Raw genomic sequence first — 12,394 nt, 5'->3', positions numbered from 1 at the left:
CCTCCGGGCTCGGCCCACGCCGTCTCGGCGCACGAGGTCCAGGCGCACGAAAGGCCGACGCACGAAAGGTCGACGCACGAAAGGTCGACGTACCAAAGGTCGACATACGAAAGCTCGCCGCACGAGGGCTCGGCCGGGTGGGGCAGCTCATCCCGGCGGCTCGCGTGCTCCTCCCGGGCGCGGCCATCGTCACCGCAGCCGCGCTGATCGGCGCCGCCGGCCAGGGCACAGCTCCGGTCCGGCTCGATCTGGTGGACAACGGGACCTGGCTGACCGACTCGGCCACCGGCACGCTGATTCACCTGAGTGGCCCCGCCGGCCGGGCGAACGCCGCAGTGACCGTTCCCGGCACGGCCGGCCGTGACCTGACTGTCACCTCGACCACCCACAAGATCGTCGTCGTCGATCCGAGCGCCGGTCAGATGTTCCTGGTCGACCCGGCACGCCTGGCCACTGTCGGCTCGGCGGCTCTCCGGCCCGGCGTGGCGATCACCTCGGCGTCCGGGATCACCTACGCGGTCGAGGCCGGAGCCGGGCGGGTCCAGCCGCTGTCCGCGGACGACCTGTCGCCCATCGGTACGGCCCTCGACCTCCCGTCGCCGCTCGGCGCGGCGGCCCAGAGCGACGACGGCACCCTGTGGGTGCCGCTGCGCTCCACCGGAACCGTCGTGGCGGTGCGTGACGGTGTCGCCGCGCCGGTCGCCGGCCCGGTCGCACCGCCCGGAAACGCCATCGACGTGGTGCTGGCCGGCGGGCGCCCGGTCGTCGTCGACAGCACCGCGCGCAGCCTGACGACGCTCGGCGGCCCGGGCGCCCCCGGCGAGTCGGGAGCCAGAGCCGGAGCGCGTACGGTCCTGCCCCTGTCTGAGACACCGGCTCCGGCCGGCCCGGAGCTGCTCGTCGCCCGCCGGACGGAGAGGGGCGTCGTCGGTCTGCTCGACCCGGTGGCCCGTCGGCTTTACCTGGTGGATGTCGATCACGGCACGGTGGCGATGTCGGAGCTCCCCGGCCGGGATCAAGGGCAGGGGCAGGGGCAGAGGCAGCCCGGCGTACCCGTGGTCCAGGCGGGCCATGCCTATGTGCCGGAATCCGCGCTTGGCGTCGTGCTCGACTACGACCTCGCCCACGGCACGTTCGGTGCTCCCATACCGGTCGCCGCGGCCGACGGGCACGCACGGATCACGGTGACCGTCGACGACGGCCAGGTGTGGATCAATGACACCGCCGGGCCCAACGCCGTCCTGATCAATGATCGTGGCCGGACTCCGATCAGCAAGCAGCCGCCGGATCTCCCCGGCCTGCCCACCGGCTCGGCCCAGCCGCTGCCTGCGGCCCCACCGCTGCCCAGGCCGCAGCAGCCGCGCCCCGACGGCGCCGCCCACGGCCAGGGCGCGGCACGGCCCACGCCGGCAGCGACGACGACCCGCACCCCGACCGCCGCCACGTCCGGTCCGGGCACCGGCACCCGGACCGGTACCGAGGCGGAGCACGATCAGACCACGTCCGAACCGACACGCACGCCGACCACCCCGCCGCCGCGGACACCGTCGCCTCCTCCGGTGACGACACCGCCGGTGACCACCCCGCCTCCGTCACCCACCACCGGCCCATCCGCCAGCCCGGACGGGCTCCCGATCGTGTGATCCGGCCGGGATGGTCGTCAACCAGCGAAGTCGATCACCAGGCGGTCGGGGTTCGTCAGCTCGAGGACCCGGAAGCCCGCCCGGGTGTTCAGGCCGGCGCCGACGTGCACGTAGCCCTCGAAGTCCCCGGCGAGCACGTAACTGGTCAGTACGGGTAGCCCGCCCCCCGTTCCGGGGGTGGTCAGCGTCGTCACACCGGCGTCGTCATGAGCCGCGGCGGGGGTCACCACGACCTCGAACATGACCGCACCCTCCAACGGCAGGGGCGCCCCGGAACCCGGACGGACCACCTCGTCGACGTAACCGGCGGTGTAACCGGGAAGACCTCCGCGAAACTCCAGCACCAGCCGGTCGAATCCCGCACCGCCCACCGTGTTGTGGGCCCCCCGAAGGGCGACCAGTCGTGCGGACGGCGCGAGCTGGCGCTGCGCGCTGACCGCACCGGCACCCCAGCTGGACGGCGGGCTCGAGACCACCGCGCCGACCCCGGTGCCGGTGCCGGTGCCGGTGCCGGTGCCGGCGCTGGCGCTGGCACTGGCCGCGGGGACCGAACCGCCCCGCGGGCTTGACCCGTCACCGCAGGCCACGACTCCGGCGCAGAGCAGGATCGAGAGGGTGGCGGCGCCGGTCGTCCGCGGCCGGTGGATGGGCCAGGCGCGGCGGCGGACGACAGATCGCTGCATGGGAGCCTCCGAGACGATGAGCGGATCAGCGGGAACAAGGCGATATCCGCAGTCTGAGCCGCGCGCCGTGAAAAGCAATGCCGCTTCGGGCGGCGGAAGCGGGACGCGCGGTAGGGTTCGCGCCGCGGGCCGGGTTAGCCGGTCGGAATGCCGTGGCCGGATATCCCTTCACCGTGCCCGGCCGGGCACGGGACGATGTCCGTACGACGGGGTCCAACGGCTAACGGCAGCCGTCGGGCGGAAACCGACGAGAGGGAATGCCGATGCTGCGCGATGCGCCAGAACCACGGTCGAGGCCCCGCGAGGCGGGGATGCGTCCGAGGCGGACCATGCGGGCGGTGCCTCTGACGGCCGCCTTGGCCGGTGTCGTGACGGCCGGTCTGCTCACGGCGTGCGGCGGCGGTTCCGGTACCGCTGTCGACCCGGCCGAAAGCCTGCGCCCGACCGCGCGGGCGGCCACCGCGAGCGTTGACGACGTGAACGGGGCGAAGGCCTCCGCCGAGTGCGCGGCGTCCGTGAAGACCCTGCGGATGTACGCGGTCGGTTCGCTCAACGACGCGGCGAAGTCCGGCAAGGCCTACATGGAGGCCGCCCATCCAGGGCTCACCGTGGAGCTTTCCGCCGACGCGACCGGCTATCCGGAGCTGGTGGCGCAGCTCAGCGCCGACCGCGCGGCCGGTCGCCCCGCGGACGTCGCCGTCGCCGGCTTCGACCTGCTGCCCACGTTCGCCGACGAGCTCGGCGCCCAGCCGCTCTCACCGAAGCTGCTGCGAGCCTCCTACGACCAGCGTTTCCTGCACCTGGGTGAGTACGACGGCAAGCTGGTCGCCATCCCGCAGCAGGTTTCGATGCTCGCCCTCGTCTACAACGCGGACGCCCTGAAAAAGGCCGGGGTCGATCCCGCGACCCTCAAGACGACCGCGGGTGTGCTCGCGGCCGCCGAGAAGATCAAGAAGTCGGGTCAGTCGATCCAGCCGATCGACCTGCCGACCCAGGGTTTCGGCCAGTGGTATCTGAGCACGCTGGCCAGTTCCAAGGGCACCCCGGTGCAGAAGGCTGACGGTCAGCCTGATCTGACGACCCCCGCGGCCCGTGAGGCCGCCACCTTCCTCGCCAAGGTGGGCACCTACGGACCACAGTCTGGCGACGCGACCAGGGAGGGCCTGCTGCGGTTCGGCATTCGCCGGGAAACCGCGATCAGCGCGGTCACCCTGCCCTCGATCTCCGGCGGGCTGAAGTACATCCACGATCAGGGTGCCGCCGGCTTCGAGGTCGGGGTCATGCCCTTCCCGACGCTTCCGGGCGGCACCATCCGCCCGGTCTCCGGGGGTAACGGCCTGGCGATTCTGTCGACGGACCGCTGCCAGCGGGAGATGGCCACCGAGCTGGTCGTCGCGCTGCTCTCCCCCGATGTGATCAAGGCGGGCACGGAGGCCTTCAGCTTCTTCCCGGTCGACAACACCGCCCGGACGCAGCTCGCGTCCTTCTACCAGGAGTACCCCGAGCTGACCCAGTTCGACGCGATCATTCCGTCGCTCGTCCAGGCCCCGCAGTGGGGTGGCACCCGCGGCGGCGAGGTCCATGACGCGATCAACGACGAGGTCGTGGCGATCATGACCGGCGCCGACCCGAACTCCACGCTGGCCGGCGCACAACGAAAGGTCACGGAGCTGGTGCGCTGACCCCCGAGCCGGCCGGCTCGGATCGACCGAACCGGCCGGCTCTGGTCGACCGGATGAAGGGATGAGGACCTTTTCGCCGGGGAGCCTGGACACAAGATCGCGGTGCGCGACCGGCTCTTGCCGACAAGAGTGCTCGGATTCTCGCCTGGGGGCAGCCCGCGGGGCGGTTGGCCGGGTTGCGAGTCCGCAAAATCTGTGGATTTTCGTCGTTCTTACGACCAGGATCCTCAGATCCTGGTCCCGAGCAACGGCAACGGCGGCAGCAGCAGGCCGGGGCTCGGGAGCCTCCGCCTTGGGCGGGTCCTCAGCCGATCGAGCGGACCGGGTCGCTGCCGTCCCAGTTCTCGGCCGCCGCGCGGACGAGACCGGCCATGCCCTCGGTGGCGGGATTGAGCTCCATGATCTCGATGATGGTCGCCGGACCCGCCGGCGGTTCGACGTAGGCGAAGCGGGTTCCCCCGTCGCCGCCGCCCGACCACACGACCGGCAGGCCGGCGGCCGTCACCGCGCTCATGGTCGCGTCGAAGTCCGGCGCCCAGAAGGCGAGCTGGTGGTAGCCTTCGCGCCCGGACTCGAGGAACTCGGTGTAGATGCTGGGCTCGTCGCCGTGCTGCGCAATCAGTTCGAGCTGCAGGTCACCACTGTTCGCGAACGCCACCGACACCGTCACCTCGCATTCCTGGCCGCGGTAAAGGCCGACCTGGGGACGCTCGCGCAGCACGTACCACGGGCCGATCCCCAGGCTCAACCAGGCGGCGATCGTGGCGTCGAGATCGCGCACGACGTACCCGTTCTGACGGACCACTCCCGGCAGGATGTTCGGATTGATCGAGATGGGCAGACCAGCGACCGGCACGGCGATGCTCCCAGGGTGCGAGGGGCTCCAGGTGCGACCCGAGCGGACGTCGGCGCGCTGTCCGGGCGTCCGGCCGGCCGCCGCTCAACGCTAATCCGGCAATTGAAATCGAGTCAACATTCTCGGACAGCGTTAGAATCGCGCGATGACCGCCGGAGGAGCCAGCACAGGTGCTGACCGTGGTCAGCGGCGCGCGTCCTACCAGCAGGCTCGATCACGCGAGACCAAGCGCGTGCTGGTCCAGGCGGCGCTCGCGCTGTGGCGCGCCAACGGGTACGCAGAGACCACGGTCGCCGACATCTGCCGGGCGGCCGGGGTTTCCAAGGGGCTGTTCTACTTCTACTTCCCGCGCAAGGAGGACCTGCTTTTCGAGATCAGCATGCAGTCCACCGACGCGGCCAGGGACACGGCGCGGGAGCTGTCCCACGGCCCCTACGAGATCTCAGCGGTCGTCACCGCGACGCTGAGCTCACTCGAGCGGTCGATGCGCCGGAACCCACCCGAACTGATCATGGAGATGGTCCTCGAAGGCCTCCGCTACGAGTACCGAGCCCTCACCTCCGGCGAGGCGGCCTCCCGATCGACACTGATCCTCGGCGAGCTCTTCGAGCGCGCGGTGGCCGCCGGCGAGCTGCCCCCACATGTCGACGCGGCACGGCTGGCACGGCTGGCGCAGTCCCTGATCAGCGAGGGTGCTCGCCACTGGGCCGCCGGCGCGTACGCCGGCAGCTCGTTCACCGAGGTCGTCTCCGCGGACATCGCCGTGCTTATTGCCGGATTCCGGCAACTGCCGCCAGCCAAGCACGTGGCGCCGGCCGACCACCTCGCCCAGGCCGACCATCTGGCGCAGGCCGACTGAGCCCCGCCCAACCCCTGGCCACGGCGGACGCCACCGCGGACGGCATCGCCCGACACGAGTTGATGTCGGGCGATGCCGTCCGCGGTGGACTCCAACAAGCCGTAACAGGTCAGACCAGGCCGAGCCGGAGAGGGTCCGGGTCAGGCCTCGCGGGCGCCGCTGTCGCCACGCGGGTAGGGCGGGGCGGGAACCGGATGCCGCGACAGGACCAGGCAGGTTCGCGTCAGGAAGACGGGCGTCCGGACCTTCGCGGGCGGACGGATCACCCGGCCCGCCTGGCCGCCCGCCTGGCCGCCCGCCTGGGCGCCCGGTCGGCCGCCGCGCAGGGACAGCGGCCTTCCGGCGCATCGCCCGACCGGGCTGGACCCCGAGCCGCTCATGCCGCGGATCCGAAGGCCATCAGACCGAGCATCCCGAAGGCGAGCGCGATCGTCATCAGGCTGGCCGTGGTGGCGAGCAGCGCGGACCTGCGGTCGGCGGCGTCCCGGAGCACAGGAGGCGCCGGGCGGCAGGCCCGGTCCGCGACCTGGGCGCGAAACGCCCGGTAGGCCCGGTCGGCCTGCCGGCTGCGGACGGGCCCGGCTGCCCGCCGCCGCGCGCTGTGCCGGCCGCTCACGCGGCACCCAGCTCAGGCCGCGGCCGCGGAGCACGGGATCCGGAGAACCCGCCCCTCACCCACCGCCACAGTTGCCCGTCTGTTGATGTGTTGTTCCTGGCTGCACGACACGGCGGGACAGCCACCACGCCAGCCCTGGCATCTCCGCCAGCACCCTGCCCATCCATCAAGGCCGCCTACCTCCCTGTTGTGCCGGGGCCCACACCCGCTGGCCCGCGACGCTCTGGCCGCCCCCTCCCCCGAACGGGGCGCCGGCGGCGTCCGGAAGGTGCCGGGAACACCAACACCGTCACCACCAGCCCCCGTTCGGGGTAGTGGAAACGTAGAGCTTTCCCCGTTTTCGGGTGGGACGTCTGACAGTCGGGCATGAAAGGTAGCCGCCGTGTTACGGCCAGATACCAGCCGGCGACGGGCCTCGGACGGCCGATTGCGGGGCATGCTGCCGCTTCAGGCGGATTCCCATGATCCACCACGAGATGTGTCGGCAACACGGGTAACCGCCACCACACCACCCACAACAGCCCAGCGGCCCGACAGCCGCCCGCCCGCCGGCCACCGACAGCGGCCGGCCGGACGGACGCCCGGACGGCTCGCACCCGGGCTCACCCTCCGGCCGCCTTTCGGCTCAACCTCGGCCGGGTAGCGCGCCGGTGTGGACCTCACGACGGTCTCGCTGGTGGGACTGATCGCGCTCGCGCTGCTGTTCGACTACACCAACGGCTTCCACGACGCGGCGAACGCGATCTCGACCGTGGTCGCGACGCGGGTGCTGCCGCCACGCTGGGCGGTCGCCTGGGCCGCGATGTTCAACCTGATCGCCTTCACGATCTTCGGCACCCTGGTCGCGAACACCGTCGCGGCAACCGTGAAGGAGCCGTACGTCAACCTCGCCGTGATCTTCGCGGCGCTGCTGGGGGCGATCACCTGGAACTACCTGTCCTGGTACGCCGGCGTCCCGACGTCGTCGTCACACGCGCTCGTCGGTGGCCTGGTGGGAGCCGGGCTGGCCGCCGCCGGCACCGACGCGATCCGGACGTCCAGCCTGCAGAAGACCGTGCTGTTCGTGGTCATCTCACCGATCGCGGGCCTGGTCGTCGGATACCTGTTGATGGCCCTGATGCGCCTGGTCCTCGCCCGGCGCGACGCCGCCCGCACCGAACGCGGATTCCGGGTCGCGCAGCTGGCGTCATCGGCGGCGGTCTCGCTCGGGCACGGCGGCAACGACGCGCAGAAGACGATGGGCGTGATCGCCGCGACGCTCGTCGCCACCGGTCACCTCGAGGGCGGCGATCATCTCGACATCCCGCTGTGGGTGGTGCTCTCGGCGCATGTGGCGATCGCCGCCGGCACCCTGTCCGGCGGCTGGCGGCTGGTCCGCACGATGGGCATGAGCATCACCGAGCTGCGCCCCGTCAGCGGGTTCGCGGCAGAGACGTCCGCGGCGGCGACCATCTTCGCCTCGACCGCGGTCGGTGCCCCGGTCTCGACCACCCACACCGTGGCCGGCGCCATCACCGGGGTCGGCAGCGCAAACGGGGGCGCGCCGGTGAACTGGTCGGTGTTCGGCCGGCTCGCCATCGCCTGGATCGTCACGATCCCGTTCTCGGCCGGCTGCGCGGCGGCCGTGTACGCCCTGACGACGATCCCGGTGCACCCGCTCGCGATCGGACTCGTCACCGCCCTGCTGCTGGCCCTGCTCGGCGCGCTCTGGCTCGCCCTGCGCAACGCGCCGCGGGCGTCCGACATCAGCGCCGAGCTCGCCGCCGGCCCGGGCGGCGAGACGGCCGTGCCGGTGCGACCCGGAGCCGGTTCGGTGATCGTCTACGGGCATGAAGGGGTCCGCGAGGAGGGCCGGAGCGCCTCCTCGCGGAGTACCGGCCGCGGCCCTCCGCTGTGAGCGATCGCGGCGCGGTGGATCAGGAGGCGGTCGGCGAGGGCACCGCTGCCGGGGCCGACGGAGACGGAGACGCGGCCGAGGCCGGGGCCACCGGGATGTCGGTCAGGGTCGCATAGCCCGCGTTGAACGCCGGCACCTCCTCGGCCGGCTCCGCGGTCGAGGCGCAGTCCTGCTTGGCGAGCGCGCCGCCGAGGTCCGGCAGGCTCGCCTGGGTGGGCAGCTGCTTGAGGCCACGGACCTTACCGCCGGCGGCGCAGTTCGGGATGTTGAGGTTCGCGACGCTCTCCTGCGTACGCGCGGACGCCTTCGGGTCGGCGAACTCCGCCCGGTGCTTGGTGATCCACTCGACCACGAGTGTCGCGCCGGCGCTGTAGTCGAAGGTGTCCCCGAACCCCATGCTCGACGCGATGGCCGGGATGCCTCGGGACGCCGCGGCGCGGGCGGCACCGACGGTTCCGGAGAGATCGACCACCGGACCCAGGTTCTGCCCCTGGTTGACGCCGGAGACGACGACATCCGGCTTGAGCCCGAGGACATCCAACGCCACCAGGACGGAGTCCGCGGGGTACCCGTCGACGGCCGTCGCGGGGACACCGCTGGCGGTGGTGGCGTCATGATGCGCGGGCGTCGGCTGGGTGGTTTTGCCACCGGTGCCGGACTGGTTGGCGGCCGGTGCGACGACGGTCACGTTCACTGCGGGCATCGCCTTCAGGCCCTTGACGACCGCGTCGATCCCGGGTGCGCCGACCCCGTCGTCGTTGGTCACCAGGATGTCGATGGGCGCGGGGCCGGTCGGGCTCGCACTGGTCGTGGCGGCCTCGGTCACCGGCGAGCCATCGGCTTTCTCGTCGCCGCCACAGCCGGCGGCGCCGGCGACCAGTGCCGCGAGCAGCACCACCGCAGCCTGCCGGCGCCCGCAGGTCGCCCTCAAGTCCCCACCCCACCGACCAGCACCCAGCACTGTGTTCCCCTTCGGTAACCGCGAACGTCAGTAGTCGCGAACGATGTCAACGCGAACGTGACCCCGCCGCCCCGCGCCGGCTCGGGCGAGCCCGTACATGCCCCTCCACCTGCGACGTTCGAGAGTATGGCCACACTTTTCGACTGAGTCACCCGATTCGACGGGATGGCGGCGGGTGGACGGTCGCCGTTCATCGTGCCGCCTCACGCTGTTGGCTACGTCGACGCCCTCGGGACGTCCGGGAGACCACCCAGATGGGGGACGACGGCGCCCGCACCCACATGTCCAGTCACCGATCCCGCAACGAGGCGGTCCGCTGGCCACTGGTCGACCGCCGCAGGTCGCGGGCGGGATGACAGCTCCCCCGTCGGCGACATCCGTCGCGGCCGATCACCGCCGCCAGGAACGGTCATCCGTGCACGGGGCACCAACGATCGGTGCCGTAGCCTCTAGTCAGCCTTTGCCACCGAGCCCGGTGATAGTTCCGGGTAGGCCGGCACCGGCCATCACGGTGAGGATGAGATGGACGAATTTTCTTTTCGCGACGGCACCTTGTGGTGCGAACAGACGCCGTTGCGCGAGGTTGCCGAGAAATTCGGTACTCCTACGTATGTCTACTCGGCCTCGACGCTCGTCGACCACTACGTCCGGTTCGCCAAGGCCTTCGAGTCGATCGATCCACTCATCTGTTTCTCCGCCAAGGCGCTGAGCAATGTGCACCTGCTCCGCATCCTCGGCGACCAGGGCGCCGGGATCGACACGGTCAGCGGCGGCGAGCTGCACCGGGCCCTGCTCGCCGGCGTCGACCCCGAGCGCATCGTCCTGGCCGGCGTGGGCAAGTCGGCCGACGAGCTGCGCGAGGCGGTGCGGCGTGACATCCGCTGCATCAACGTGGAGTCCGAGGAGGAGGTCGCGCTCCTGGCCCGCATCGCGCGGGAGGAGGGCGGACGTCCCCGGCTGGCCATCCGGGTCAACCCCGACATCGCCCCTGACCTGCGCACCCCGGCCCGGACGACCACCGCGGTCCGGGGCGTCAAGTTCGGGGTGGACATCGAGCGGGCCGCGGCCCTGTTCAGCCGCGCGGCCGGCGACGGTTTCCTGCGGCCCGAGGGCATCCACGTCCACATCGGCAGCCCCATCTTCGACCCGCAGGTATACGCGATGGCGATCGAGCGGGTGCTGGCCCTGGTCGCCGACATCGAGGCCGCCGGGAACCCGGTCACCACGATCAACCTCGGTGGCGGCTTCCCCGCCGAGTACACCGAGGGCAGCGCTCCGGGCTGGGATGAGTTCGCCGACGCCATCTGCCCCCGGCTGGAGGGCTTCGTCCACCGCGGCGGACAGATCATCTTCGAGCCGGGCCGCACAATCGCGGCCAACGCGGGTGTCCTGCTCGCCGCCGTCCGTTACCGCAAGCAGGCCGGCGAGCGGGAGCTCGTCGTGATCGACGCGGGTATGACGCACATCGCCCGGGCCGCAATGTATGACAGCTATCACTTCATGTGGCCGGTAAGCCCGGTAAACGGGGCGATTCCCAGGTCCCGCGACCAGAAATCCGTCGACGATCTCGTCGCGTATGACGTGGTCGGCCCGATCTGCGAGTCGAGCGATTATCTGGCGAAAGGCCGGGCGCTGCCGGCAATGGTGGCCGGCGATCTCGTCGCGATCTTCACGGCCGGTGCCTACGGAATGACGATGACGAGCAACTACAACAGCCAGCTCCGGCCGGCCGAGGTCCTCGTCCGGGGCGCGGAGGCGAAACTGGTGCGGCGGCGCGAGACCTACGACGACCTGGTGGCACTCGAGTTCCCTGACGACACCCCGCCGTCCCTGCCCTCCTAGCCCTCGCGGCCTAGCCCGCGAGGTCTGTCTGACCCGGGTGGGCCGGGCAGCCACCTGATCAGCCGGTGGCCTCCGACGCCGGGGCGGAGTCCGGCTCCGCCCCGGAATGGGTGTGCAGCCAGCGGAGCATCCGCCCCCAGGCGTCACGCGCCGCGGCCGGGTCGTGGGTCGCCGGGCGCTCCGGGGTGTGGAACGCGTGCTGGGCGCCCGGATAGCTCACCAGCTCGGTGGGGACGTGAGCCTTCCGGGTCGCCGCCCGCAGGGAACCGATCTCGCCGAGAGTGACCCAGGTGTCGTTCTCCCCGTACAGGCCCAGCCAGGGGGTGCGCAGCTCGCCCGCGACCGCGAGCAGCGGCGGTGCGTCGGCCCAGTAGGGCTCGCTGACCGCCCCGCCGTAGAACGACACCGCCGCCGCGAGGCGGTGCCGCGCCGCAGCCAGGAATGCGGCCGTGCCGCCCATGCAGAACCCGATGACCGCTGTCGCCGCCCGCGCGATCCCGGCCTCGGCCAGCCAGGTCAGCCCGGCCTCGATGTCCTCGTCGAGACCGCGCGCCGTCAGCGTGCGCATCCGCGCCGCACCCTCGGCCAGCGGCACCTCCGTGACACCGTCGCGGTGATAGATGTGCGGAGCGAGCGCGAGCCATCCCAGGTCACGGAGCTGCTCACAGACCGAGAGCACATAGCCGGTGACGCCCCGGGCATCCCCCACCACGATGACCCCGCCGTGCGGCGTCACCCCGGCGGCGGGGGCCGCCACGCTCAACGGCACGAACCCGACACGAACCGTCTTCACCGCCACACCGGACATCATTCACGGCCTCGGACATCACGCGACACCGACCCGGTCGACCAGTAGGGCTCAGGCATGCCCGCACATTGCCGGTCAGATCGGTTAGTTCCGACAGGTCGATTAGATCAGACAGATAGAACAGGTCGGACAGATCGGACAGACTGGAACCAAGCGCGCCTGTTCCGTGCCGCCGGCGGGTGAATCCGGGCAGCCAGGCCGAAGGGCTCGGTGGCCCGGATCCGCCAGCGACCGCAGCGCGAAGCCGCAGCGCGAAGCCGCAGCGCGAAGCCGCAGCGCGAAGCCGCAGCGCGAAGCCGCAGCGCGAAGCCGCAGCGCGAAGCCGCAGCGCGAAGCCGCAGCGCGAAGCCGCAGCGCGAAGCCGCAGCGCGAAGCCGCAGCGCGAAGCCGCAGCGCGAAGCCGCAGCGCGAAGCCGCAGCGCGAAGCCGCAGCGCGAAGCCGCAGCGCGAAGCCGCAGCGCGAAGCCGCAGCGCGAAGCCGCAGCGCGAAGCCGCAGCGCGAAGCCGCAGCGCGAAGCCGCAGCGCGAAGCCGCAGCGCGAAGCCGC

11 protein-coding genes and 1 pseudogene are annotated in these 12,394 nt (G+C 71.7%); 6 read left to right on the top strand and 6 right to left on the bottom strand.

The window, feature by feature from the left end; genetic code table 11:
- Positions 1 to 137: 137 nt before the first annotated feature.
- On the top strand, positions 138 to 1,643 hold the full coding sequence (locus FREUN1FDRAFT_RS14100) for a hypothetical protein (RefSeq protein WP_006540749.1): 1,506 nt from the start codon (positions 138 to 140) through the stop codon (positions 1,641 to 1,643).
- A 17-nt stretch (positions 1,644 to 1,660) separates the two neighbouring features.
- On the opposite strand, the gene FREUN1FDRAFT_RS14095 is transcribed toward FREUN1FDRAFT_RS14100, so the two are convergent.
- Positions 1,661 to 2,326 carry a hypothetical protein gene (locus tag FREUN1FDRAFT_RS14095; protein ID WP_006540748.1) on the bottom strand — a complete coding sequence of 222 codons (666 nt, stop codon included), beginning with the start codon at positions 2,324 to 2,326 and terminating at the stop codon, positions 1,661 to 1,663.
- Between the two features lie 329 nt (positions 2,327 to 2,655).
- Between FREUN1FDRAFT_RS14095 and FREUN1FDRAFT_RS14090 the strand changes: the two genes are divergently transcribed.
- Positions 2,656 to 4,008: an extracellular solute-binding protein gene (locus FREUN1FDRAFT_RS14090; protein ID WP_006540747.1), complete on the top strand. Its 1,353-nt coding sequence runs from the start codon at positions 2,656 to 2,658 to the stop codon at positions 4,006 to 4,008.
- A 304-nt stretch (positions 4,009 to 4,312) separates the two neighbouring features.
- Here FREUN1FDRAFT_RS14090 and FREUN1FDRAFT_RS14085 read toward each other — a convergent pair whose 3' ends face one another.
- A complete protein-coding gene (locus tag FREUN1FDRAFT_RS14085) occupies positions 4,313 to 4,864 on the bottom strand; it encodes a VOC family protein (RefSeq protein ID WP_006540746.1) in 552 nt (183 codons plus the stop codon).
- Positions 4,865 to 5,009: 145 nt separating this feature from the next.
- On the opposite strand from FREUN1FDRAFT_RS14085, the gene FREUN1FDRAFT_RS14080 reads away from it, so the two are divergent.
- Complete coding sequence (locus FREUN1FDRAFT_RS14080; protein ID WP_083828685.1) at positions 5,010 to 5,723, top strand: TetR/AcrR family transcriptional regulator; 714 nt, start codon at positions 5,010 to 5,012, stop codon at positions 5,721 to 5,723.
- Positions 5,724 to 5,863: 140 nt separating this feature from the next.
- On the opposite strand, the gene FREUN1FDRAFT_RS14075 is transcribed toward FREUN1FDRAFT_RS14080, so the two are convergent.
- Both FREUN1FDRAFT_RS14075 and FREUN1FDRAFT_RS14070 read right to left on the bottom strand, forming a co-directional pair.
- Positions 5,864 to 6,103 carry a hypothetical protein gene (locus FREUN1FDRAFT_RS14075; RefSeq protein WP_006540744.1) on the bottom strand — a complete coding sequence of 80 codons (240 nt, stop codon included), beginning with the start codon at positions 6,101 to 6,103 and terminating at the stop codon, positions 5,864 to 5,866.
- On the bottom strand, positions 6,100 to 6,339 hold the full coding sequence (locus tag FREUN1FDRAFT_RS14070) for a hypothetical protein (protein ID WP_006540743.1): 240 nt from the start codon (positions 6,337 to 6,339) through the stop codon (positions 6,100 to 6,102). Before FREUN1FDRAFT_RS14070 ends, FREUN1FDRAFT_RS14075 begins: the two co-directional genes overlap by 4 nt.
- Positions 6,340 to 6,991: 652 nt before the next feature.
- Here FREUN1FDRAFT_RS14070 and FREUN1FDRAFT_RS14065 point away from each other — a divergent pair.
- Positions 6,992 to 8,236, top strand: coding sequence for an inorganic phosphate transporter (locus tag FREUN1FDRAFT_RS14065; RefSeq protein WP_006540742.1), 1,245 nt, complete (start codon positions 6,992 to 6,994; stop codon positions 8,234 to 8,236).
- 19 nt (positions 8,237 to 8,255) lie between these two features.
- Here the strand turns inward: FREUN1FDRAFT_RS14065 and FREUN1FDRAFT_RS39820 are convergent, their stop codons facing one another.
- Positions 8,256 to 9,167: a 5'/3'-nucleotidase SurE gene (locus FREUN1FDRAFT_RS39820; RefSeq protein ID WP_232295187.1), complete on the bottom strand. Its 912-nt coding sequence runs from the start codon at positions 9,165 to 9,167 to the stop codon at positions 8,256 to 8,258.
- Between the two features lie 552 nt (positions 9,168 to 9,719).
- Between FREUN1FDRAFT_RS39820 and lysA the strand changes: the two genes are divergently transcribed.
- A complete protein-coding gene (gene lysA / locus FREUN1FDRAFT_RS14055; RefSeq protein ID WP_006540739.1) occupies positions 9,720 to 11,039 on the top strand; it encodes a diaminopimelate decarboxylase in 1,320 nt (439 codons plus the stop codon).
- Between the two features lie 58 nt (positions 11,040 to 11,097).
- Here lysA and FREUN1FDRAFT_RS14050 read toward each other — a convergent pair whose 3' ends face one another.
- The gene (locus FREUN1FDRAFT_RS14050) at positions 11,098 to 11,847 is read right to left on the bottom strand and encodes a dienelactone hydrolase family protein (RefSeq protein ID WP_369809796.1); all 750 of its coding nucleotides are present in this window, start codon (positions 11,845 to 11,847) and stop codon (positions 11,098 to 11,100) included.
- Between the two features lie 210 nt (positions 11,848 to 12,057).
- On the opposite strand from FREUN1FDRAFT_RS14050, the pseudogene FREUN1FDRAFT_RS46270 reads away from it, so the two are divergent.
- Positions 12,058 to 12,394, top strand: a pseudogene (locus FREUN1FDRAFT_RS46270) (hypothetical protein); the annotation flags it as partial.

This window comes from Parafrankia sp. EUN1f (assembly GCF_000177675.1).
In the GTDB taxonomy this organism is placed as follows: domain Bacteria; phylum Actinomycetota; class Actinomycetes; order Frankiales; family Frankiaceae; genus Parafrankia.
The sequence above is the reverse complement of the archived record's forward strand: the minus strand, read 5'-3'. Positions and strand labels throughout refer to the sequence as shown.